The sequence below is a fragment of the Antrihabitans stalagmiti genome, assembly GCF_016482825.1.
In the GTDB taxonomy this organism is placed as follows: Bacteria; Actinomycetota; Actinomycetes; order Mycobacteriales; family Mycobacteriaceae; genus Antrihabitans; species Antrihabitans stalagmiti.
In genome coordinates, this window is the sequence record NZ_JAEMNV010000005.1 from 391850 (window position 1) to 413601 (window position 21752).

The 21752-nt window shown below is 64.7% G+C and carries 23 protein-coding genes and 1 pseudogene; 12 read left to right on the forward strand and 12 right to left on the reverse strand.

Going from position 1 to position 21752, the window contains the following annotated elements; translation table 11 throughout:
• Positions 1-14 precede the first annotated feature (14 nt).
• Genes JGU71_RS18165 through JGU71_RS18175 form a run of 3 tightly spaced genes read right to left on the reverse strand, consistent with a single transcriptional unit; the run spans position 15 to position 2595 of the window.
• Complete coding sequence (locus tag JGU71_RS18165; RefSeq protein WP_199705669.1) at positions 15-389, reverse strand: QcrA and Rieske domain-containing protein; 375 nt, start codon at positions 387-389, stop codon at positions 15-17.
• Positions 386-1567 carry a ZIP family metal transporter gene (locus JGU71_RS18170; RefSeq protein WP_199705670.1) on the reverse strand — a complete coding sequence of 394 codons (1182 nt, stop codon included), beginning with the start codon at positions 1565-1567 and terminating at the stop codon, positions 386-388. The genes JGU71_RS18165 and JGU71_RS18170 overlap by 4 nt, the downstream gene beginning before the upstream one ends.
• Positions 1564-2595, reverse strand: a complete 1032-nt coding sequence (locus JGU71_RS18175) for a multicopper oxidase domain-containing protein (protein WP_199705671.1) — start codon at positions 2593-2595, stop codon at positions 1564-1566. The genes JGU71_RS18170 and JGU71_RS18175 overlap by 4 nt, the downstream gene beginning before the upstream one ends.
• Before the next feature lie 192 nt (positions 2596-2787).
• Between JGU71_RS18175 and JGU71_RS18180 the strand changes: the two genes are divergently transcribed.
• From JGU71_RS18180 to JGU71_RS18190, 3 genes are read left to right on the forward strand one after another with little or no spacing between them, the layout of a single operon-like run.
• Positions 2788-3117: an ArsR/SmtB family transcription factor gene (locus JGU71_RS18180; protein ID WP_199705672.1), complete on the forward strand. Its 330-nt coding sequence runs from the start codon at positions 2788-2790 to the stop codon at positions 3115-3117.
• A gap of 47 nt (positions 3118-3164) precedes the next feature.
• Positions 3165-3512: a DUF3703 domain-containing protein gene (locus JGU71_RS18185; RefSeq protein ID WP_199705673.1), complete on the forward strand. Its 348-nt coding sequence runs from the start codon at positions 3165-3167 to the stop codon at positions 3510-3512.
• Between the two features lie 47 nt (positions 3513-3559).
• A complete protein-coding gene (locus JGU71_RS18190) occupies positions 3560-4279 on the forward strand; it encodes a YHS domain-containing protein (RefSeq protein ID WP_199705674.1) in 720 nt (239 codons plus the stop codon).
• Between the two features lie 40 nt (positions 4280-4319).
• On the opposite strand, the gene JGU71_RS18195 is transcribed toward JGU71_RS18190, so the two are convergent.
• Positions 4320-4982 (reverse strand): vitamin K epoxide reductase family protein, encoded by a 663-nt coding sequence (locus JGU71_RS18195; RefSeq protein WP_199705675.1) that lies wholly within the window; start codon positions 4980-4982, stop codon positions 4320-4322.
• On the reverse strand, positions 4942-5610 hold the full coding sequence (locus JGU71_RS18200) for a DsbA family protein (RefSeq protein WP_199705676.1): 669 nt from the start codon (positions 5608-5610) through the stop codon (positions 4942-4944). Before JGU71_RS18200 ends, JGU71_RS18195 begins: the two co-directional genes overlap by 41 nt.
• Positions 5611-6368: 758 nt before the next feature.
• Between JGU71_RS18200 and JGU71_RS18205 the strand changes: the two genes are divergently transcribed.
• Positions 6369-7769 (forward strand): ankyrin repeat domain-containing protein, encoded by a 1401-nt coding sequence (locus JGU71_RS18205; RefSeq protein ID WP_199705677.1) that lies wholly within the window; start codon positions 6369-6371, stop codon positions 7767-7769.
• Positions 7770-8039: 270 nt separating this feature from the next.
• Here JGU71_RS18205 and JGU71_RS18210 read toward each other — a convergent pair whose 3' ends face one another.
• The 3 genes from JGU71_RS18210 to JGU71_RS18220 form a co-directional block, all read right to left on the reverse strand.
• The gene (locus JGU71_RS18210; protein WP_199705678.1) at positions 8040-8375 is read right to left on the reverse strand and encodes a YnfA family protein; all 336 of its coding nucleotides are present in this window, start codon (positions 8373-8375) and stop codon (positions 8040-8042) included.
• Positions 8376-8759: 384 nt separating this feature from the next.
• Positions 8760-9212 (reverse strand): MerR family transcriptional regulator, encoded by a 453-nt coding sequence (locus tag JGU71_RS18215; RefSeq protein WP_199705679.1) that lies wholly within the window; start codon positions 9210-9212, stop codon positions 8760-8762.
• Positions 9209-9568 (reverse strand): hypothetical protein, encoded by a 360-nt coding sequence (locus JGU71_RS18220; protein WP_199705680.1) that lies wholly within the window; start codon positions 9566-9568, stop codon positions 9209-9211. Before JGU71_RS18220 ends, JGU71_RS18215 begins: the two co-directional genes overlap by 4 nt.
• A gap of 102 nt (positions 9569-9670) precedes the next feature.
• Between JGU71_RS18220 and JGU71_RS18225 the strand changes: the two genes are divergently transcribed.
• Both JGU71_RS18225 and JGU71_RS18230 read left to right on the forward strand, forming a co-directional pair.
• The gene (locus JGU71_RS18225) at positions 9671-10093 is read left to right on the forward strand and encodes an ArsR/SmtB family transcription factor (RefSeq protein WP_199705681.1); all 423 of its coding nucleotides are present in this window, start codon (positions 9671-9673) and stop codon (positions 10091-10093) included.
• Entirely contained in the window at positions 10090-11214 is a 1125-nt protein-coding gene (locus tag JGU71_RS18230; RefSeq protein ID WP_199705682.1) for a cation diffusion facilitator family transporter, read from the forward strand. Before JGU71_RS18225 ends, JGU71_RS18230 begins: the two co-directional genes overlap by 4 nt.
• On the opposite strand, the pseudogene JGU71_RS18235 reads toward JGU71_RS18230, so the two are convergent.
• Positions 11202-11605: pseudogene (locus tag JGU71_RS18235) on the reverse strand (multicopper oxidase domain-containing protein); the annotation flags it as partial. The gene JGU71_RS18230 and the pseudogene JGU71_RS18235 overlap by 13 nt on opposite strands.
• Positions 11606-11717: 112 nt before the next feature.
• On the opposite strand from JGU71_RS18235, the gene JGU71_RS30595 reads away from it, so the two are divergent.
• Positions 11718-11903 carry an SRPBCC family protein gene (locus JGU71_RS30595; protein ID WP_372433199.1) on the forward strand — a complete coding sequence of 62 codons (186 nt, stop codon included), beginning with the start codon at positions 11718-11720 and terminating at the stop codon, positions 11901-11903.
• Here the strand turns inward: JGU71_RS30595 and JGU71_RS18245 are convergent.
• Complete coding sequence (locus JGU71_RS18245; RefSeq protein ID WP_199705683.1) at positions 11900-13198, reverse strand: MFS transporter; 1299 nt, start codon at positions 13196-13198, stop codon at positions 11900-11902. The genes JGU71_RS30595 and JGU71_RS18245 overlap by 4 nt on opposite strands.
• Positions 13195-14556, reverse strand: coding sequence for an MBL fold metallo-hydrolase (locus tag JGU71_RS18250; protein ID WP_199705684.1), 1362 nt, complete (start codon positions 14554-14556; stop codon positions 13195-13197). The genes JGU71_RS18245 and JGU71_RS18250 overlap by 4 nt, the downstream gene beginning before the upstream one ends.
• Before the next feature lie 86 nt (positions 14557-14642).
• Here JGU71_RS18250 and JGU71_RS18255 point away from each other — a divergent pair, with 86 nt between their 5' ends.
• On the forward strand, positions 14643-15296 hold the full coding sequence (locus tag JGU71_RS18255) for an ArsR/SmtB family transcription factor (protein WP_199705685.1): 654 nt from the start codon (positions 14643-14645) through the stop codon (positions 15294-15296).
• Between the two features lie 40 nt (positions 15297-15336).
• Here the strand turns inward: JGU71_RS18255 and JGU71_RS18260 are convergent, their stop codons facing one another.
• Positions 15337-15588, reverse strand: a complete 252-nt coding sequence (locus JGU71_RS18260; protein ID WP_199705686.1) for a hypothetical protein — start codon at positions 15586-15588, stop codon at positions 15337-15339.
• Positions 15589-15874: 286 nt separating this feature from the next.
• Between JGU71_RS18260 and JGU71_RS18265 the strand changes: the two genes are divergently transcribed.
• The 4 genes from JGU71_RS18265 (at position 15875) to JGU71_RS18280 (ending at position 21707) form a co-directional block, all read left to right on the forward strand.
• The gene (locus tag JGU71_RS18265; RefSeq protein ID WP_199705687.1) at positions 15875-16081 is read left to right on the forward strand and encodes a heavy-metal-associated domain-containing protein; all 207 of its coding nucleotides are present in this window, start codon (positions 15875-15877) and stop codon (positions 16079-16081) included.
• Positions 16082-16159: 78 nt separating this feature from the next.
• Positions 16160-17095 carry a DUF8832 domain-containing protein gene (locus tag JGU71_RS18270; RefSeq protein ID WP_199705688.1) on the forward strand — a complete coding sequence of 312 codons (936 nt, stop codon included), beginning with the start codon at positions 16160-16162 and terminating at the stop codon, positions 17093-17095.
• A gap of 30 nt (positions 17096-17125) precedes the next feature.
• A complete protein-coding gene (locus tag JGU71_RS18275) occupies positions 17126-19396 on the forward strand; it encodes a heavy metal translocating P-type ATPase (protein ID WP_199705689.1) in 2271 nt (756 codons plus the stop codon).
• 103 nt (positions 19397-19499) lie between these two features.
• Entirely contained in the window at positions 19500-21707 is a 2208-nt protein-coding gene (locus JGU71_RS18280; RefSeq protein WP_233529569.1) for a heavy metal translocating P-type ATPase, read from the forward strand.
• Positions 21708-21752: the final 45 nt, after the last annotated feature.

Here is a 21752-nt window from a genome sequence, read left to right on the forward strand (position 1 = left end):
CGGGCGAATTGGGATCAGCCAATCCAGATGTTCTCGCCATCGACGCTGACCGGAAGTGCCGGTAGTGGTTCGGTGGCGGGTCCGCGGAGCACGGCGCCGGTGCTGCGGTCGAACTTGCTCCCGTGGCAGGGGCATTTCAAGACGTCGTCAACGAGGCTGACGGCGCAGCCCTGATGGGTGCACTGGGCCTCGACGGCGGTGATCGACGACTCGCCGCGGGTGACGACGATCTGGCGGTCGACGAGGACGAGAGTCTCACCCACCCGGAGCTCGCCCATCCCGACTCGGGTCGGGCCGCTCTGCGCGGCCCCGTTCGCACAACCCACGGTTACAGCAACGCAGCCGACGCAGCCGGCGGCAATGAATCCGCGGCGAGACAATTCCTTCACGCCGGCACCAACAACCCGGTCCCATACATCACGACCACCCCACCCAGGATTGCGAGGACTACCGTGCCGCCGACCTTTCCCCGCGCGGATCCGGCCAGACTGGGCGCGAGCTGCACGATCACCTGCACGATTGCGCCGACACCGACACCCAGCAGCAGAGCCGACAGTTCTGCGTTGTTGACGGTGGCCCCGACGACCGCCCCCACGATTGCTGGCGCGCCCGCGGCCAGGCCCAGCACACCAAGGATCCACAGCGGTGGCCGGCTCGCGCGTCGAGTCAGAGGTGCGACGATCGCGATCCCCTCGGTGGTGTTGTGCAGCGCGAACCCAACCACCAAGGAGGCTCCAAGGGCGAGTTCTCCTATCGCATAGGCGGATCCGATCGCCAAACCTTCTCCGAAATTGTGCAGACCGATCCCGACGGCCACCATCGCTGCCAACCGCACGCCGGTTGCACCGCCTGGGTGGCGATCACGCAGATATCGATCCACCGCGGTCAAAATCAGGAACGCCACAACCGCGCCTAGGATCACCAATTCGGCGCCACCGAACGCGCCTCCTGACATGCCGCCGATTTCCAGTCCCTCGCTGATACCGTCGACGGTGAGAAACAGCAGCAGGCCGACAGTGAAGGCAAGCAGCAGCCGCACCATCGATTCACCGGCCTGCCGCATCACCGGCAGCAGCATCATGCCAAGTACCACTGGAAGAATCCCGACGTACGTGCCGAGCAATGCCATCAACGCGAAAAACGACAAGGTCGGCTCGGGTGTCGCGACCGCGAGCGCAATTGCATGCTCGATCACCACGCCTGTCGACGTAAGCATCGACACGGTGTAGGGCTGACCGTCCTGCCACGGATATTTCAGCAGCAGGGTTTCGGATTCCAGCCGTCGGATCGGGTCCTCGGCGCCAGCGAAGTCGACGTAGACGTCGTTGACGAAGACCTGCCCGATGCTGACCGGGTCCGGGCCGGTATTGCGGACGGTCAGTTCGATCTCACCGGAGGTAAAGCGAGTGGTTTCGACCGACAGTTCTTCGACAGGCGGACCAACCCGATCGGGCAAGCTGTGCCCGCCGAGCACGGCGAGCCCAGCCAACGCGGCCGCTATCAACAGCACCGACAACGCGGCGGGCAACCACCATCGGCGGCGCTCGGCAGCGTCCGCTTGCGTCATTCGGTCACCTCGAAGAAGCCCATCCAGCCCAGGTCCGCGAACTCGGTCTTATGGGCGTGGAACATGTATTTGCCGGTGAACGGGAACCGCAACTCACAGATACCGCGCTGGCCCTGCGCCTGCACCACGGTGTCGGTGAACTCAGTCGGCTGCAACCGGGTTCCGGTTGGGTAGTAGTCGAAGAAGTTGCCGTGGACATGGAAGCTGTTGATCGGGTCGTATTCGAGGATGTTCACCAGGTAGATCCGCACAAGTTCGTCGCGGCGCACCTGGATCGGTTCGTGCATGTAGTGGAACGGGATCCCGTTGACCGCGTAAAGCTGGTTGCCTTGGCCGTCGAAGGTGGTGTTGTAGCCGTGCATCACCATCACCATCTCGTCGGCAGGTGGCCGGTTCTGTGGCGGATCCACGATGAATGTCCCGTACATGCCGCGCGCGATGTGTTCGGCGAGAGGTCCGACATGGCAGTGAAACAAGTGCAGCCCAAACGGGGTGGCGTCGAATTCGTAGGTGAAGCTGTCCCCCGGCTCGATCACTCCGCGGCCGACACCCGGCACGCCGTCCATCTCGGCCGGATGAATCCCGTGAAAATGAAGCGTGTGAGGGTGTTTGGACCCGTTGACGAACTGCACTCGCAGCAACTCGCCTTCACGACAGCGCAAAGTTGGGCCCGGGATGCGTCCGTTGAGAGTCCACGCCGGGAACCGCACACCCGGCGCGACCTCGATGTCCTCGTCGCTGGCGTAGATCTCCCACTCCCGCAGGACACGGCCGTCAGCCGTCTCCGAAGTTGTGCCGTAGTCGAAATCGCGCAACACCGCCGTCGGGTTGAATCCATTCGAGGCGTGATCGACTGTCTGCCCCGAACGGAACGTTGCACCGTTGACCCCGCCACCATGGTGGGTCACCTCGTCGGTTCGCGCCCGCGCCAGATCGGGCGCGAGCATCGACCGTGCGCCGAACGCCACGCCGGCCGATCCCACAACTGCGCCGCCCAGCAGAAACCGTCGGCGATCCGTCGAAACCATAGACAGAGTTTGGCACACCGAACTCTAAAGTCAATCTAAACGAAACTGCATCGACCGGTCCATACCGTGGACGTCGCCGGGAGCGAAAGACGACCACAAGAGCCCATCCACGCGAAGCGCAGCACACGAAGCCGAATGGCAGCCGACCAGTTCACCGTTGCCTGAATTCATGGATATCTGTATTATCTTCGTATGCCAGTTGCTGCCCTACTTCACCGAACCGCATTGACGCGGTTTGGATTCGCCTTGTCGGATCCAACTCGCACCCAGATCCTGCTGGTGTTACGCCGATCCCCTGCATATCCCTCCGAGCTTGCGGACACGATAGGCGTGTCTCGCCAAATTCTGTCGAACCATCTCGCTTGCCTGCGCGGGTGCGGTCTGGTCGTCGCGGTTCCGGAAGGGCGACGTAGTCGCTACGAACTGGCCGACCCGAGAATCGGGCGCGCGCTCGACGACCTGGTCGGTCTCGTCCTTGCCGTCGATCCGGAATCTTGCACCGACACAGACACTCGCTGCTGACAGGCGTTCCGTCCCGCTACCTAACCCAACAGACGAGGAGAACCCCCGTGCGTACCGCTACACCCGCTACCAAAGACCTCTACGACCGCGAAATGGCCGCTGCACGACACGCGTCCGACCCCACCGCAAGGTGGGAGCACCTCGAACTCGCGCACATCGTGTCGCAGCCCTACCCATGGCTGCACACCCGCAACCACGTAGCGATGTTCGCCCTCGCCGTGCGTCAACACGACCGCCGCGAGGCCCTCGGACAAGTCGTGCGCATCATCGTCGCCGCGCCCGGCTCGCTCAGTGGCCGTTACCCCGAAGGCAACACCGGGCGTACCCGCGACGGCCTGATGACCCCGATGCCCATCCCTCCCGATCTCGCGGCCGACCTCGCTCGGGCCGCGTAACCAACCTTGTCCATCACATCGCGCGCAGCGCTTGCCTCGAACCTCGCATGAGCACCTCACGCTTGGAACCTACCGACCCTGAGACGTCGGCCGTGGCGTTTCTGGATCTGTCGGGTTTCACCGCCCTGACCGAGGCCCACGGCGACCAACACGCCGCTGACCTCGCCTTGCAGCTGGCCGCTTACGCGCGCTCTGCGCTCGGCAACGGTGACCGACTGGTGAAGACCCTCGGTGATGCCGTGATGCTCACCTCGCCTACGCCGGAGCGCGCACTTGCGTTGATCGTCCGAATCGTGGACGCCTGGGTCACTCGAGCGGGCAACGTTCCGATTCTGCGCGGCGGACTGCATTACGGGCCGGTCGTGCGTCGCGCCGACGACGTCTACGGCAACACGGTCAACCTTGCCGCCCGGGTCGCCGGCGCCGCCAAGAATGATCAAATTCTGCTGACCGATCCGATCGCCCATGCAGCCCTGGCCGCGAAACTTCCACTCAGCCACCTTGGGCCCCGCCGGTTCCGCAACATCACCGACACCGTCGAGGTGTACGCATTGGACATCGACTGTCTTTGTGGACAGGTCGATCCGGTCTGCCGGATGCGGATACGGCCCGACTCGGCCCGCGCACGGCTGAATTACGAGGGAGTCGAGTACGATTTCTGCTCTCCCACGTGCGCAGACTCATTCCGTGCTAGACCCGACCGCTACACCTCGGCGGTCGAATGTGGTGCGGCCAGCGACCCCACCTCTCCGTCCGGTTCGAACTGACAGGTTCCGCGCGATCACCTGCAGCGCCGGGCCCACGAATCTACACAAGTGTGGACCAGTAGTTCCAGAAGCGTTGCGCGATCAAGCCGAGTACCGCTAGCACCCATATCGTCAGCGGCACAGCGTGGTTGGCAACAAGCAGTGCGGAAATTCGGGTGCCGCGTGTCCCGCGAAGGTGGTTGAGACAGGCGAGGGTGACGTACCAGAAGATCACGATCGTGGCTGCCCACACGGTCATGCAGTACGGGCACAACGCATCGATCCGATATAAACTCTGCACAATCAGCCAATGCACCAGCACTGCGCCGGCGGTGGTTCCCAGCTGTAACGCAAGCCAGAACCAGCGTTGAAACACCGCCCCGGCGAGCCGCGCCGCTCCGACGGTCACCACGACTGCGAAGCCGGTAACTCCGAGTAGTGAGTTGGCAAATCCGAACAGCTCGGCCTGCGGTGTTGCCATCACGGAACCGCAACTCAGCACCGGGTTGATACTGCAACTCGGCACGTATTCGGGATCTTCGGCCAATCGCAGCTTCTCGACCGTCAAAACGAACGACGATATCCAGCCGATGCCGCCGCCGACAATCAGCACCCATGTCAGGATGCGTTGAAGCCGCGCCGTAGAACTCGCGGATTCGGTGTCGACCGGAACGACGGCCAACTCAGCCGAGGGCCGCATCGAGGGCCGCAGTGAGATCGGCATAGCTGCGCGGCTGAAGACGCTCGCCATCGAGGAAGAATGTGGGTGTCGACCGGACCCCCAAGGTTTCGCCGTCTGCGACGTCGGCACGAATCCTGTTCAGTGTCGCCGGATCGTCGTAAGCGGCATCGTATGCGGCCAAGTCGAGCCCGAGGTCGGCGGCGAAGCTGCGGAATACATCGTCCATCGGGGTCCGCTGCTCGCCCCACTGCTCTTGCGTTTCGTACATCCGCTGATACATCTGCTCGAACTTGCCCTGCCGCGCAGCCGCTTCGACCGCGCGCGCGGCACGCTCCGCGTTGGCGTGTGACGGCAACGGGAAATAGCGCACCACGAACGTGACCCGATCCCCATAGTCACCTCGCAACTGCTCCACCACGGGATACATCGCCTTGCACGCTTCACATTCGAAGTCGAGAAACTCAACAAACTCCACACGACTATCCGGCGCCGAGGACAATCGATGACTGTCGGGTCGTGCCGCAATCGCCGCAGTAGCGGAGCCGTCGATGTCCGACGTAGCGGTCGCGCCGGTGCGATCGTCCTCGCTACCGGTGAACCACAGCAAGCTTCCCAGCACAACGGTGAAAACGACGACAAGCACCAGCGGAATCGCGACGTTGCGCGACATCACACCCACCTCCGCAGTTGTCCATCGACAACAGGCAAACCTCGCAAAACGTACATGATCCACACCCTAATCGAACGCGAATTCTGTTGCGCTAAGGACCGCCTGATAGAACGCCCCAGGCGCACCACGCCTTGTCTGCCCACACATTTACCGCTGATGGGCCGTGACACCCCCGCATCGCCCTACGCGCGTCGATACGTAGCTGGATTCAACGCGACCACAGGTTTACCCGCGACCTGGAACAGCTGGCGGGCGCAATTGCGGCGGCGGCGTGCTCCGCTCCGCTCGACTCAGCGGCCAGCGTGGTCGACGATGCCTGCAGACGCCGGTTTCCGGCAAGGTCAGTTAGCCGTGTCGACCCCTCGTGGGTCGGCGCGCGTCCGTGGTTCTTCATTTCCACGATTCAGACGTCCGGCTCCGGGTGACGCTGTTCTGTGACTCGTATGGGTATACCGTGGCAGACGAGCGCTCATTCGGATCGATCAACGATGCCTACGCGATTCGGTGCTTGAACGGTGGATCCAATTCGAGTCGCCCGACCGACAAACACGCCAGTTCCGGCCGGAATCCCGCAAGCATCGCGCGGGGTTTCTGGACGGTTTCTGGACTCCCCATACGATCGATTCGCGGTGGCGACGACGGGCACTTGAGGCGAGCGCGCGTCGTCTGGTCGACTTCGCTTGCTTGAAAGGGCTGCACGCGCGGGGCGTTCTAAGCTCAAACCACACAGCTGTATCCGCGGTGATAGAACGGACTTCATGGGACCACCACACGGTAACGACACGGTCGACCAGTTGACCGCCGCACTGACCGCTGCGCTCGCGGCGGGCACCCGCGAGGCATTCACTGCCTTGTTGACCGACGATGTCCGATGGGGTGGCGAGCGACGCGGCGGCGGCCACGAATGCACCACACGGGTGCAAGCTGGTGATCATTTCGCGGGTCTGATCGCCACCGGGATCACGCTCAGCATCGACCACATCGACAAGCCTGAAATATCCAATGACGGTCACTCCATCACAGCTCGAATGACGGTCGCCGCGCCCGATCCCGACGAAACACACGAGGTGCGCGTCCGGTTGACCGTCCGCGATGGCCTCATCGCCGACATCTGCATCATGGACGATCCGCCGTTGGTCGAGGTGCTTTATTTCGACGGCTGCCCCCATTACGAATTGCTTCTGCCGCGATTGGACGAACTGCTCGCTGACAACGGCATCGCGGCGGCTGTGACGCTCAGCCGCATCGACACTTCCGAACAAGCCGAAGCCCGGCAATTCCGCGGTTCACCGAGCGTGCGAGTAAATGGCCGCGACATCGAACCCGTCACCAGCCCAAAGTCGTTGCGCAACACCGAAGAAATACCACCTCACTACGGGATGCAATGTCGTCTCTACTACACAGCGAACGGAACGACCGGCATTCCGCCCGACCAGTGGATTCTCGACGCGATCGTCGACAATCCGACCCACGAAGCCGCCGTCACCGCGATCCATGACGGCGACCAGTGCACACTGCAACACCTTCTTGCCGAGCACACCGAACTCGCGTCGCTGCACCTACCGCGCCGCGAAGGTCGAACACTGCTGCACGTCGCCACTGACTGGCCGGGCCACTTCCCCAACGTTTCCGCAACCATCGCCGCACTGATCGCGTTTGGGGCCGATCCTGACTGCCGTTTTCCTGGCGAACATCGCGAAGCACCCCTGCATTGGGCAGCAAGCAGCGGTGACATTGCTGCCATCGACGCACTACTCGATGCCGGTGCCGACATCGATGCCCGGGGCGCCGTCATAGCCGACGGCACCCCACTGTCCGACGCCACCGCATTCGGACAGTGGAACGCCGCACGCCGACTCGTCGAACGCGGAGCCGCCACCACGTTGTTCGATGCGGCCGCCCTTGGACTTGTAGCCGTGGTCGACCACCATCTCAGGACCGAGAGCCCGACCCGCGAGAACATCACCAGCAGTTTCTGGGGAGCCTGCCACGGCGGCCAAATCACCACCGCCACAGTCCTACTCGACCTCGGCGCCGACATCGACTGGGTCGGGTACGACGGACTCACCCCCCTCGACGCCGCGCGGCGATCCGAACGACACGACGTCGTCAGATGGCTCGAAGAACGCGCCTCGGCGGCGGTCCACCCTGCCAACTGAAGTAGTCGTTTGCCTTCTAACTACCGAACATATCTGCGAGACAACGCTATCCGGTGTGCGCTGCGGCAAGGCCATCTGGTTTAGGCGAGATGCTGGCCTTGTTCGGCCCGATGTTCCGCACTGCGAGCCGGACCGAACGATTCGACAGGTCCGATTGCGGAAATTGTTGAATCGAACGCATGGGAATCGTTCGCGACGACATCACCGCGCGCGTGGACCAAAACGCGTTCGCAGCTCACCACCCGATGTCAACTACTGAGCATGCGCCGACTAGACGGCGCGCGGGGCATACATAATGACGGTGACGCCGATCAAGCAGATCACGGCTCCGGTGATGTCCCACCGATCCGGTCGGAACCCGTCGAGCACCATGCCCCACACGAGTGATCCGGCCACGAAGATTCCGCCGTATGCGGCGAGGATCCGACCGAAGTTCGCGTCCGGCTGCAGGGTGGCGACGAAACCGTAGACACCGAGAGCGATGACTCCGGTGCCGATCCACATCCACCCGCGATGTTCACGCACCCCCTGCCAAATCAACCACGCACCACCGATTTCGGCGATCGCGGCGAGAACGAACAACACGATCGAACGCAGCACAGTCATGACCGAAACCCTACGAACATCACCATTAGATGCGTGAAGCGGTCGCGGTCGACCCGCGTCAATTCACACATCGGAGCGAACGGTCGGCGTTCCCAACTGCCGCGGGGCCGACCCGGCGCTGCCGCACGAACAACCAGACACATCCCCCGCGCAGGAACAGCTGCGACGCCGCGCTTCAGCTACACCGAACAGAAACACCGGCACTCCAAGCGCCAGCAATGCGATCCCGACCAGTTCCATCCATCCCGCCAACACCGACGCGCGAACCCACCGCCGAGCAACCCTGCTGCCACGAGTAGCGGGAAGAGACAACAGGCAAGGCACAAAAACGCGCCCACCCCCGCCGGCAAAAGTCGCCACCGCGGCAGCGTCGCCGCCGTCGATTCAGCAAACACCGGAACCACCCTTCGGCGGTGCGGTCAGTTCCACGAACGGCAGTGGGCAGCAGGCGTTGTCGGCACAGACGATCAGATCGTCACAACCGGCCGCCAGTGCGGCGCGAAGAGTGTCACGCACCGTCATGAGCTCCTCGAGTTTCGTGTCGATCTCGGCCAACTTGATCTTCGCCCGTGCCTGCAGCCCCTCGTCCGGGCGACGGCGATGCCCGATGCGGCTCACCTCCAACAACGCCGCGACCTCATCGAGGGTGAACCCCAACCGTTGAGCAGCCTTGATCACCCGCATCACGGTGACCGCTTCCGGCGGATAGAGCCGATGCCCACCCAACGAGGGCAGCGGTTCGTCCAACAAACCGCGGCGCTCGTAATAACGCAACGTCTCCACATTCACCCCAGCCGCGTCAGCAACCTGACCGCTGCGTAAACCGTTGTCGGTCATATCGTTTCCGACTCACCACGGGCAGCCTGCAGAGTTGATACACGGTGCTCCAGTGCATCGAGCACCGCAACCTGAGAGTGCGGAACGCCGATCTGCATCACCACGACATCGCCCGCAGGTTCGAATGCAAACGTGAAGAACGAGCAGCACCGCGTCTCCCGGTCGGCGAGATCACGAGCAGCCGCCTCGGCATCAGCGGAGATGATCAGACTCAACCGTGTCCCGAACGGGCGGGCAAACCGCTGCACTGCGTCCCGGAACAGCAAGTCGAACTCCGCAACCCGCAGCGGCTGGTCGACCGTCGGCAACGTGCACGCCTGCGGAACCCACTCGTCACTCGCTCTCGCTATCGTCATAAGACAACGGTAAACCCGGACCTTGGTACGGAATGCAACCTCCAATCCCTGCCCACACACTCAGAATTTCGTATCCCATCGTCAGTACTTTAGTATCTACGTATGAATGCGGATAGTAAGTCCCGCCGGCGACCATTGCCCGACGATCAGGTGAATCTGGTGGTCGAGGTGTTCCGGATGCTCGCCGACGTCACCCGGGTGCAGGTGTTGTGGGCACTTGTCGGCCGGGAGATGTCGGTCAACGACCTCGCCGAACACATCGGCAAACCGGCGGCGTCGGTGTCACAACATCTAGCAAAGCTGCGGATGGCGAGACTGGTCCGCACCCGCCGCGAAGCCACCACCATCTTCTACAGTCTGGAAAACGACCACGTGGCCCAGTTGGTCACCGACGCCGTCCACAATGCCGAACACGCCGGCCCCGGCGTCCCAGGCCACCACCGCAGCACAGATCAGCTGCGAGAACTGCACGCCGACAACGATGTTGACGTAGTGCCCGAGCCCACGACCGGATCAGGCGCATGAGCCACCACGATCACGACCATGCCCCGAATGGGCACGGCCATGGACACGGACATAAAGACATTGGTTGGGGCCGAAGGTTCGGTGCCGCAATTCGGGAGGTGTTCGCGCCGCACAGCCACGACGCTGCCGACAGCATCGACGGCGCGCTGGAATCCAGCGCTGCCGGGATCCGTGCGGTCAAGATCAGCCTCGTCGCCCTCGGCGCCACCGCGATCGCACAACTGGTGATCGTGTTGATCTCGGGCTCGGTCGCGTTGCTCGCCGACACAGTCCACAACGTCTCCGACGCAATGACTGCGATCCCGCTCTGGATTGCGTTCGTGCTCGGCCGTCGCACCGCTACCCGCCGTTACACCTACGGGTTCGGCCGCGCCGAAGACCTCGCCGGCTTGTTCGTCGTCGCGATGATCACGCTATCTGCCATCGTCGCGGCGATCGAGTCGGTCCGCCGCTTGATCAATCCGGTTCCGATCGAGCACCTCGCCTGGGTCGCCGCCGCCGGGTTCGTCGGATTCGTCGGCAACGAACTTGTCGCCGTCTACCGAATCCGCGTCGGTCGTCAGATCGGTTCCGCAGCACTCGTCGCCGACGGACTGCACGCTCGCACAGACGGATTCACCTCGCTCGCCGTCCTCGTCGGCGCTGCTGGTGTAGCGCTCGGCTACCCGATCGCGGACCCGATCATCGGACTACTCATCACGATCGCGATCCTGGCTGTACTCCGCACCGCGGCCCGGGACGTGTTCCGACGTTTGATGGACGGAGTCGACCCCGAACTAGTCGATACAGCCGAAAAGACCCTGGCGGACGAACCCCTGGTGCGAGGCGTGCGCAGCGTGAAAATGCGCTGGATCGGACATCGCCTGCACGTGGACGCCGAACTCGACATCGACCCCGCCACCAGCCTCACCGACGCCCACCGCATCGCACACGACGCCGAACACAGCCTCACCCATGCGGTGCCCAAACTCGACAGCGCGCTCATCCACGCTTACCCCGCACGCGACGGAGAATCTGATCATCCCGAAAGATCACAGGCGATGCGACCACACGTTTCACTCCCACACCAGACGAGTGCAATCACGGCCAAACAGGAAAGCAATCCGGGTCAAGTGGTGTAGTCGAGCTGAGTCATCATGCCCGCGTCCATGTGGTACCCGTTGTGGCAGTGCAGCATCCAGTCACGGGGGGTGTCCGCGACGAGGTCTACGGCGACGGCTCGCATGGGCAGGACGATGACGGTGTCCTTGCGTGGACCCGGGGACCCGTCGGGTTTGATCACTGGAAGGTGTGCCCGTGCAGGTGCATTGGATGCCACATCATTGTCTTGTTGTCGTACGTCAGGCGGGCGCGCGCCCCTTGCCGGATCGTCAGCGGTTCGGTGTTGTCGAAGGTGCGACCGTTGATAGTCCAGTTGTAGCTCATCTTGTCCGCGCCGAGATCGGCATTCAGGTTCACGTCGGGCCGGCGTCGTGGCAGCATCACCGTCTCGGTGGCCACAAAGTCGTCGACGGCCGGCGTATCGGGGTCGCTGAGCGGCGGGCTGTTTCCGAACTCACGCATCGACGCGCCCCGAACCTGGGGCGTACGTGGCACCGACGGCCCGATCCGCGCCATCGTGAATGTGACCGTCGACCCGCTCGACTCCGGCACCCGCTCGAAGGTGACGATCGACGTCGACTTCCAAGGCCCCGGAATCGGAAAGCTGCTCGTACCGCTCGCTGTGCGCCCGCAGGCCCGCAAAGAGATGCCGACCAACCTCGCGATACTCAAACAACAACTGGAAGCCCAACCAACACAGCCGATTTAGACGCCGGTCTTCGAGGTCGGTTGCGGGGCGGGCCGCGATGAGTGGGTTTCATACATGCGTGCGGCGACGACAAACCCGGAGGTGGCGGTGAGGGCGGCGACGATCCAGATGGCGGCGCGCAGACCCCACAGGTCAGCGGTGATGCCGGCAAGCAGGGCACCGACAGCGAATCCAGCGTCACGCCAGAGCCGGTAGACCCCGACGGCCCGTGCCCGCCACGCCGGATGGGCAACATCGCCGATGGTCGCGAGCAGGGTGGGATACACCATCGCGGTGCCGGCGCCGAGCCCCACCGCCGCCACCGCCCACAGGGTGAAGGTGTCGGCGGAGGCGAACAGGCCGAGTGCGGCGGCTTGGGTCAGCATGCCCGCGGTGATGAGATGTTTACGGCCCCACCGGTCGGAGAGTTGGCCGGTGATCAGTTGCCCGAAGCCCCACACCGCCAGGATGAGCGAGGCCAGGACCCCGATCTGCCCGACCGCCAGGCCGGCGCTGGCGAACAGGATCGGGAACAACCCCCAGGCAAGGCCGTCGTTGAGGTTGTTGACCATCCCCGCCTGGCTCGCGGCGGACAGCGCGGGTTCGCGGAAGCTGGTGTGGATGAACACTTCTCGGTTGCTCAGGTCTGCGTGCAGGTGATCGTGTCGCCCATCCTCGCGGACGGTGTGGGTGTCAGCTTCCAGTCGTGCGTAGTCCCGGGTTTCGCGGACGAAGAACAGTGACAGTCCGAGACCGAGTGCCACATAGGACAGTCCGAGCAGGAACGGTGCCGGTCGCAGCCCGTAGCGGGCGGCGAGGTATCCGGTGGCCAGCGCGGTCGCGGCGGCGGCAACGTAGCCGGCGGCTTCGTTGAGGCCCATCGCGAGTCCGCGACGCTTCGGACCGGCGAGGTCGATCTTCATGATCACGGTAGTGGACCAGGTCAGGCCCTGGTTCATCCCGAGCAGCACGTTTGCGGCGACGACCCAGCTCCAGGTCGGTGCCCAGATCAGCAGCAGCGGCACGGGGATCGCGATCAGCCAGCCGACGAGCAGGACCGGTTTGCGGCCGTAGCGGTCCGACCAGGTGCCGGCGAAATAGTTGGTCGCCGCCTTGGTGACACCGAACGCCAGGATGTAGGTCAACGCGGAGGTGCAGGCAGCGAGATGGAACTCGCGTTCGGCCAACAGAGGCAGCACGGTGCGCTCCTGGCCCAGGACGCCACCGACGAGGGCGTTGACCGCGACGAGCAGGCTGAACTGGGCGATGTTGGGGCGCAACCCGAGTCGCATCGGTCGGGCGCTGGAGGTCTTCATCGGCCCGTGTCCAACGATCGACCGGTGGCGTGCACCCAGTCGTCGGGGCCGCCCGCGAGGACGGACACATCTCGGTGCCCGGCCTGTTCCAGCAGGCTGGCCGCACCCATCGCCCGCTCGCCGTGCCCGCACATCACCACCGTGGGCTCGTGCGGCAGATCCTCGGCGCGGGCAGCAATATCGCCGAGTTCGATGTGCACAGCGCCCGGCACATGGCCGGACACGAATTCCGGTGTCTGGCGAATGTCGAGGACACGGACACCGTCGACCTGGTCGGGACCGACCAGGTTGGTGCGGGTCAGTTCGAGACCGGCGGCCGACCACGCGTCCACGCCGCCGGCGAGCTCCCCGATCAGGTTGTCGTAGCCGATCTTCGCGGCCTGCCACACGATCTCGGTGAGGTCCTGCTCGGTGTCGCGGACGATGATGATCGGGCGATCGGCCGGTGCGAGCCAGCCCAGCCAGGTCGCGAAGACAGGCCGTAGCGGGATCGACAGTGATCCGGGAATGTGGCCGGCCGCGAACCGAGCGAGGGGCCGCACATCGATGAGCACCGCCCCGTCATCCACGTGCCGGTGTGTGGCTTCGCCGTCCAGCGCCGCGATCCCAGCGATGTCGGGAAGCAGTGCCGGACCGCGTCGGTTGAGTTCACCGAGCCGTAGAAAATAGGGTGGAAAGCTACCGAGGGAACCGAGCAGCGCGGTGACGAACGCGTCCTCGTCCGCGGCGGCGAGCAACGGGTTGCTCGCGCGCTCGCGGGCGATGGTGCTCGTGCGTTCGGCTCCCGGCGGGGCCGAGCAGAACGAACCAGCACCGTGGGTCGGCCACACCTCGACCTCACCGGGCAGTGCGGCCAGACGATGCAACGACGCGTACTGGGAACGGGCCAGGGCCTCCGTGCGGTCCGGGGCCACCAGGTCGGTGCGGGCAGCCGAGCCGACCAGCAACGAGCCCCCGGTGAACACCCCCACCTCTCGCTCGCCGTCGAGCAGCAGGAACGCGAGGTGCTCGTGGGTGTGGCCCGGTGTGGTCAACGCCCGCAGCCGCAGACCACCCAGATCGACCTCGTCGCCGTCGGACAGCCCGGTGTGGGTGAATTCGCGGCCCCCGTTCGCCGACGCCAACACCCGCGCCCCGACAGTCGCGCCGAGTTGATGTGCGCCGGACAGGAAGTCGGCGTGCAGATGGGTATCGGCAGCAAAGGCCACCGTGAGCCCGCGTTTGTTCGCGGCGGCGTGCACCGCACGCAGGTCCCGGCTGACATCGACCACCAGCGCGCGGCCATCGCCCAGGTCGACCAGGTAGGCCGAATTTCCCAACCCCTCGTCGACCAATGGAACAAGATCGATCCCGGTCATCAGCTGACTCCTCACACCAAAGGGGCTGTGGTACCACCGCCCGACGAATCTGTTCTACACTATTCCAAAGATGATTGGAGAATGCGATGGGTGATCGGATCGCGAAGACCGAGATGTTCGACCAGTTCGCGCGGGTGGGCAAGGCGTTGAGCAACGGCAAACGACTGGAACTACTCGACCTGCTCGCCCAGGGAGAACGACCGGTCGAGGCGCTGGCTCAGGCGTGCGAGCTCGGACTGACAACAGCCTCCGCGCATCTGCAGACCCTCAAGCAGGCCAACCTCGTCGCGACCAGACGGGACGGCACGAAGGTGTTCTACCGGCTCGCCGGCGCCGACATCGCCGCCCTCTTCGCCCTGATGCGCACAGTCGCATACACCCATCTACCCGACGTCGAGGCCGCGGCGGCCGCCTATCTCGGACCGGATACCGCGCACATCAGCCGCGACGAACTGCTGTCTCGGATAAAGGCGGGGACGGTCACCATCCTGGACGTGCGGCCCCGCACGGAATACGACGCCGGACACATTCCCGGAGCACTGTCGATCCCCCTCGAGGAACTCGAAGACCGCCTCGCCGAACTACCAGCAGGCAATCAGATCGTCGCTTACTGTCGCGGCGCGTACTGCGTGCTGGCCCACGACGCGGTCCGACTGCTCACCGACCACGAACGACCCTCAGCCCGGCTCGCCGACGGCATGCTCGAGTGGCGCCTGGCCGACCTAGCGGTGGCCGGCTGAGGAAAACCACGCAATACACACTGCAGCAGAATGCAGCCCATCAGCCCGCGGGATCTGCAGCTTTCGTCAAAATGCGTGACGACGACCCAGAAGCCGCCACCAGGGTGTCCACCTCCCCGAAGGAAGAATTGCGGTCGGACTCTTCGGTCCGGCCTCGATCCCCGGCGGTCACGCGGCTGGCGATGGCAATCACAACCTCTGTTTCCACAGGTTTCGATGTATGCATTGCAGCGGCGGCGATGACCGCACCCGCCATCGCGAATTCGGCGGTGATCGATCCGCTCGAGGCCATGAGGTCAGGTTCTTTACGTGTACGGGGTATGGGAGGACCGGACGGACGGTGACATACCTGTGACCGCCGCCCGGTCGGGCTCGCCGTCTCCTGCTCGATCACTCCTCGCAGGTGGCGAACCATATTCGGTCGACTACACGGTGCACATGTCGTCCTCCTGACCCTGGGCTCGGTTGCCAACTCTTGCATACCCTAGGGGGGTATGGTAAATATTGCAATGGGTTCGAACGATGAACCCGAGCACCGCGATCCGCGAGATCTACCGCCCCGAGAAGAGGAACTCCCTATGAGCACAGCCACCGTCACCGTCGTCGGAATGACCTGCGGCCACTGCGTGTCCTCGGTACGCGAGGAGGTCGGCACCATTGACGGCGTCACGTCCGTGGACGTCGATCTCGCCAGCGGCCGGGTCGTGATCGACAGCACCGAACCTGTCGACCGCGACGTCATCAAGGGCGCAGTCCACGAGGCCGGATTCCGACTAGCCGACTGATCGTCGGTCCCCACGACCCCTTCCGGCCGGACTTGATTCAGCGGGTTCGGCCGGGAGGCCACCAGGAGCACATCGACCATGAACACGGCACAGAAAATTGCCGGCTTCACCGCCGGACTCGCGGTGATCTTCGCCGCCGCACTCGGGACCGGCGCGGTCGTCGGTCCCACCGACAGCCCCGCCCCGGCACACACCCCCGGCACACACCCCGAGGAACTGCCCGCCGAGGCGGCAAGCCCGGATTCAGCACCTGGAGGACTGATGGTCACCGACAGCCGATACACGTTGCAGCTCGAGACACCGCAGACGCCCACGGGGACCGACGTGTCGCTGCGATTCCGAATCGTCGACCCCGCCGGAACACCGCTGACGCGATACGCCGCGAGCCACGGCAAACAACTACACCTCATCGTCGTGCGTCGCGACATGGTCGGCTATCAGCACGTGCACCCCGTGCTCGACCCGGCCGGAATTTGGAGTGTCCCACTGGATCTCACCCGCGCCGGAACTTATCGCGTCTTTGCCGACTTCACCCCCGAAGGCGGCGAAGGTCTCACCTTGGGCGCAGACCTTCACGTCGCCGGCACTTTCGACCCGCAACCGCTACCGGCCGCGACCGGCACCATCGAGATCGACGGCTACACCGTCACCCTGCACGGCAACCTGGTTCCGGGACAGGCCTCCAAACTCACCCTGTCTGTCACCAAGGACGGCCGACCGGTCACCGATCTACAGCCGTATCTCGGTGCCTACGGCCATCTCGTCGCCCTGCGCAGCGCCGACCTCGCCTACCTGCACGTGCATCCCGACGGGCATCCGGGCGACGGGGTGACAGCCGCTGGTCCAACCATCGATTTCTACGCCACCACACCCAGCGTCGGTGACTACCGCCTGTTCTTGGACTTCCAGCACGCGGGGGTGGTGCGCACCGCCGAATTCACCCTCAGCGCCGCCGGGCTCTCGGCCGAGGGCAGTCCGGCGCCCGAACCGGCCATGGCCGGTCACGGCCACTGACCGCGTACCGTCACCGCGAAAGGACCAGCCATGAATTCCACCACCGCGTTACCCACACAGTCCGACGAGCAGGTCGAGTTGCTGATCGGAGGGATGACCTGCGCGTCGTGCGCCAATCGGATCGAGCGCAAACTCAACAAACTCGACGGCGTGACCGCGACGGTGAACTATGCCACCGAAAAGGCCCGCGTCACCTACCACGGCGGTGTCTCCCCCGACGAGCTGATCGCCACGGTCGAGCAGACCGGCTACACCGCACACCTGCCCGCCCCGAAATCGACATCACCTGACTCCGTAACCGAGGAATCGAGTGCACCGGATCCGACCGCGTCATTGCGACAGCGGTTGTTCGTGTCGCTGGTGCTGAGCGCGCCCGTGATCGCGATGGCCATGGTCCCGGCGCTGCAGTTCACCAACTGGCAGTGGATGTCGTTGACCCTGGCCGCGCCGGTCGTCGTCTGGGGGGCATGGCCGTTCCACAAGGCAGCATGGACCAACCTGCGCCACGGCACGGCCACGATGGACACTCTTGTGTCGATCGGTACCCTCGCCGCGCTGGGCTGGTCGCTGTACGCACTGTTGTGGGGCACCGCCGGGATCGCCGGCCTGACCCATCCGTTCGAACTGACAATCTCGCGGACCGACGGCGCGGGAAACATTTATCTCGAGGCCGCCGCCGGAGTGACCACGTTCATCCTTGCCGGCCGCTATTTCGAAGCGCGCTCCAAGCGGCGCGCGGGTGCAGCGTTGCGCGCCCTACTGGAGCTCGGTGCAAAAGAAGTCTCGGTGCTACGTAACGGCGTCGAGGAGCGGATCAGTGTTGACCAGCTCGCAGTCGGCGACGAGTTCGTCGTCCGGCCGGGTGAGAAGATCGCCACCGACGGTGTCGTCACCGAGGGCTCCTCCGCTATCGACGCGTCGATGCTGACCGGTGAGTCCGTACCGGTCGAGGTCGGTTCGGGCGATCAGGTGGTCGGCGCGACCGTCAACGTCGGCGGCCGACTCGTGGTGCGCGCCGACCGGATCGGGACCGACACCCAGCTCGCGCAGATGGCGAAGCTCGTCGAAGACGCGCAAACAGGAAAAGCCCAGGCGCAGCGACTGGCAGACAGGATCTCCGGCATCTTCGTTCCCATCGTGATCACACTCTCGGTGGCCACACTCGGGTTCTGGATCGGCACCGGCGGTCCGATTGCCGCCGCGTTCACCGCAGCGGTCGCGGTGCTGATCATCGCCTGCCCCTGCGCACTCGGCCTGGCGACACCGACCGCACTGATGGTCGGCACCGGACGCGGCGCACAGCTCGGGATTCTGATCAAGGGACCCGAAGTGCTCGAATCCACCCGTCGCGTGGACACCGTCGTACTCGACAAAACCGGCACCATCACCACCGGCAAGATGACACTGCTCGACGTCGTCACCGCCGACGGAGAAGATCGAGACCAGGTGTTACGGCTCGCGGGTGCGCTCGAAGACTATTCCGAGCACCCCATCGCCCAAGCGATCGCCACGGGTGCGCGTGACCGGGTCGGTGTCCTGCCTGTCGTGGAAGATTTCACCAACATCGAGGGTCTCGGTGTCCACGGCGTCATCGAAGGACACGCCGTGATCGTCGGTCGAACACGACTGCTCGACGACTGGGCCCAGCACCTGCCCGCCGACCTCGACACCTCGCTGCGCGCCGCGGAATCTGAGGGCAAGACCGCCGTCGCGGTCGGATGGGACGGGAAGGCGCGCGCGGTCCTGGTGGTTGCCGACGCGGTCAAAGCGACCTCCAGGCAAGCGATTACGCAGCTGCGGGCACTGGGTCTGACGCCGATCATGCTCACCGGCGACAACGCCGCCGCTGCCGCGACGATCGCCGACCAGGTCGGTATCGACCAGGTGATCGCCGAAGTCTTGCCTGCGGACAAGGTCGAGACCGTGAAACGGTTGCAGGCCGAGGGCAAGGTTGTGGCGATGGTCGGCGACGGGGTCAACGACGCCGCCGCCCTCGCCCAAGCCGACCTCGGATTGGCGATGGGCACCGGCACCGACGTCGCCATCGAGGCCAGCGACCTGACCCTGGTGCGCGGAGACCTCCGCGCCGCCGCCGACGCGATCCGGTTGTCACGCGCGACACTGCGCACGATCAAGGTCAACCTGTTCTGGGCATTCGCCTACAACGTGGCCGCCATCCCTCTCGCCGCCGCGGGCCTGCTCAACCCGATGCTCGCCGGTGCAGCGATGGCGTTCTCGTCGGTGTTCGTAGTGAGCAACAGCCTGCGCTTGCGCCGATTCCGTTCCACTGCAACCGGATAATCAACCGACACCCCGAGGGAACGATGACGACACCCCGAACCGGACCTCGCAGATTCTCAGTACTGCGTAGCCATCGAACTCGATGGATGGAAGGACGTTCAGAATGAACAACCACACGCACGGCGATGCCGGATCGAAACACGCGAATACGCCAGGTCCGATACCACACAGCAATCACGATGCAGCCGCCTCCGGAATGCACACCGCCGGCACCTCACCCGCGCATCCGGCCCACGCCAGGTCCGAGCACATCCCTTCGCCATCCGACCAGTCGGAGCACACGGGCCACGGTGGTCATGCGGGGCACAGCGATCACGTCGCCATGTTCCGTCGCTTGTTCTGGATCATGTTCGCCCTCGCCGTTCCGGTGGTATTCGCCTCCGACATGTTCGCGATGCTCGTCGGCTACTCGCTGCCCGACGCGACGTGGATCGCATGGATCTCCCCCGTACTTGGCACCGTGATGTTCGCCTGGGGCGGATCACCGTTTCTGACCGGAGCGGTCAGTGAAATACGTTCGCGTGCACCGGGAATGATGCTTCTCATCGCATTGGCGATCACAGTCGCGTTCGTCGCGTCGATGGGAGCCAGCCTCGGCGTGCTCGACCATCAGCTCGATTTCTGGTGGGAACTGGCGTTGCTGATCGTGATCATGTTGCTCGGGCACTGGGTCGAGATGCGCTCGCTCGCGCAGACCACGTCCGCCCTGGATTCACTGGCCGCTCTGCTACCCGATACGGCCGAACGTGTCGAGGGTGACGGCGTCGTTTCGGTGGCTCCGGACCAGCTGCAACTCGGGGACGTCGTCATCGTTCGTCCCGGAGGACGGGTCCCGGCCGACGGCACGATCGTCGCAGGCTCGGCGAGTATGGACGAATCCATGATCACCGGAGAATCCCGCACCGTCCGCCGCGGCGATGGCGAGCAGGTCGTCGCGGGGACCGTGGCAACCGACTCCGGCATCCGGGTCCAAGTCACAGCAGTTGGACAGGACACCGCCCTCGCCGGCATCGGCCGGTTGGTCGCCGACGCCCAGAACTCGACGTCACGCGCACAGCGCATCGCCGACACCGCAGCAGGATGGTTGTTCTGGTTCGCACTCGGAGCAGCAGTCATCACGGCCGTGGTGTGGACCCAGTTCGGGATGGGTGACGACGCCGTCATCCGCACGATCACGGTGCTGGTCATCGCCTGCCCGCACGCACTCGGCCTTGCCATCCCGCTGGTGGTCTCCATCGCCACCGAACGAGCGGCCCGAGGTGGGGTCCTCGTGAAGGACCGTCTTGCGCTCGAAACCATGCGGACCGTGGACACCGTGCTCTTCGACAAGACCGGCACCCTGACCAAGGGCGAACCGACCGTCACCGCTGTCGAGGTGACCGGCAATCGCACTCCCGACGAAGTCCTCGCTCTCGCCGCAGCAGCGGAAACAGATTCCGAGCACCCACTTGCACGCGCTATCGTCACCGCAGCACAGCTCCGGAACCTGACAGTCCCCGCCGCCACCGACTTTCGATCGTCCCCAGCCATCGGGGTGTCGGTCGACGTCAACGGAACGCGAATCCAGGTCGGCGGGCCCGCCCTCCTCGAACAGGAACACGCGACCGAGCTCCCGATCGCAGACCGTTGGCGCCGCGACGGAGCGATCATCCTGCACGTCCTCGCGGACGGTGTGGTGATCGGCGCGCTCGGGCTGGCCGACGAGATCCGCGCGGAGTCTCGTGCTGCGATCGACGCGCTCCACGACCGCGGAATCACGGTAGTGATGATCACCGGTGACGCCGACGCCGTCGCAAAGTCCGTTGCCACCGAACTCGGTGTGGACCGCTACTTCGCCGGGGTCAAACCGGAAGACAAGTCGCACAGCGTCGCTGACCTGCAACAGGAAGGCCGAACCGTGGCGATGGTCGGGGACGGAGTCAACGACGCACCCGCACTCGCCCAAGCCGACGTCGGCATCGCGATCGGCGCAGGGACCGACGTCGCCATCGCATCGGCCGGAGTGATCCTGGCCAGCGACGACCCGCGATCGGTCCTGTCGGTGATCGAACTCTCGCGAGCGTCCTACCGGAAGATGAAGCAAAACCTCTGGTGGGCAGCGGGATACAACCTCATCTCCGTTCCCCTCGCAGCAGGAGTGCTTGCGCCGGTCGGGTTCGTGCTCCCCATGTCCGTCGGTGCCATCCTGATGTCGCTGTCGACGATCATCGTCGCAGCCAACGCCCAGTTGTTGCGTCGACTCGACCTCACGCCGGATGCCAGCACGGGCGCTCTGGGCGACGGCAGCCGGGACCCCGTATCAACTAGCTGAACGTCGCAGGAGAAGGCCGCACCCCCAAACAGAGGGTGCGGCCTT

Excerpts from the sequence above, each read along its gene's own strand:
- JGU71_RS18170 (WP_199705670.1), bottom strand. The coding sequence starts at position 1,567 with ATGACGCAAGCGGACGCTGCCGAGCGCCGCCGATGGTGGTTGCCCGCC.
- JGU71_RS18175 (WP_199705671.1), bottom strand. The coding sequence starts at position 2,595 with ATGGTTTCGACGGATCGCCGACGGTTTCTGCTGGGCGGCGCAGTTGTG.
- JGU71_RS18180 (WP_199705672.1), top strand. The coding sequence starts at position 2,788 with ATGCCAGTTGCTGCCCTACTTCACCGAACCGCATTGACGCGGTTTGGA.
- JGU71_RS18190 (WP_199705674.1), top strand. The coding sequence starts at position 3,560 with ATGAGCACCTCACGCTTGGAACCTACCGACCCTGAGACGTCGGCCGTG.
- JGU71_RS18195 (WP_199705675.1), bottom strand. The coding sequence starts at position 4,982 with ATGCCGATCTCACTGCGGCCCTCGATGCGGCCCTCGGCTGAGTTGGCC.
- JGU71_RS18200 (WP_199705676.1), bottom strand. The coding sequence starts at position 5,610 with ATGTCGCGCAACGTCGCGATTCCGCTGGTGCTTGTCGTCGTTTTCACC.
- JGU71_RS18205 (WP_199705677.1), top strand. The coding sequence starts at position 6,369 with ATGGGACCACCACACGGTAACGACACGGTCGACCAGTTGACCGCCGCA.
- JGU71_RS18210 (WP_199705678.1), bottom strand. The coding sequence starts at position 8,375 with ATGACTGTGCTGCGTTCGATCGTGTTGTTCGTTCTCGCCGCGATCGCC.
- JGU71_RS18215 (WP_199705679.1), bottom strand. The coding sequence starts at position 9,212 with ATGACCGACAACGGTTTACGCAGCGGTCAGGTTGCTGACGCGGCTGGG.
- JGU71_RS18220 (WP_199705680.1), bottom strand. The coding sequence starts at position 9,568 with ATGACGATAGCGAGAGCGAGTGACGAGTGGGTTCCGCAGGCGTGCACG.
- JGU71_RS18225 (WP_199705681.1), top strand. The coding sequence starts at position 9,671 with ATGAATGCGGATAGTAAGTCCCGCCGGCGACCATTGCCCGACGATCAG.
- JGU71_RS18230 (WP_199705682.1), top strand. The coding sequence starts at position 10,090 with ATGAGCCACCACGATCACGACCATGCCCCGAATGGGCACGGCCATGGA.
- JGU71_RS18245 (WP_199705683.1), bottom strand. The coding sequence starts at position 13,198 with ATGAAGACCTCCAGCGCCCGACCGATGCGACTCGGGTTGCGCCCCAAC.
- JGU71_RS18250 (WP_199705684.1), bottom strand. The coding sequence starts at position 14,556 with ATGACCGGGATCGATCTTGTTCCATTGGTCGACGAGGGGTTGGGAAAT.
- JGU71_RS18255 (WP_199705685.1), top strand. The coding sequence starts at position 14,643 with ATGGGTGATCGGATCGCGAAGACCGAGATGTTCGACCAGTTCGCGCGG.
- JGU71_RS18260 (WP_199705686.1), bottom strand. The coding sequence starts at position 15,588 with ATGGCCTCGAGCGGATCGATCACCGCCGAATTCGCGATGGCGGGTGCG.
- JGU71_RS18265 (WP_199705687.1), top strand. The coding sequence starts at position 15,875 with ATGAGCACAGCCACCGTCACCGTCGTCGGAATGACCTGCGGCCACTGC.
- JGU71_RS18270 (WP_199705688.1), top strand. The coding sequence starts at position 16,160 with ATGAACACGGCACAGAAAATTGCCGGCTTCACCGCCGGACTCGCGGTG.
- JGU71_RS18275 (WP_199705689.1), top strand. The coding sequence starts at position 17,126 with ATGAATTCCACCACCGCGTTACCCACACAGTCCGACGAGCAGGTCGAG.
- JGU71_RS18280 (WP_233529569.1), top strand. The coding sequence starts at position 19,500 with ATGAACAACCACACGCACGGCGATGCCGGATCGAAACACGCGAATACG.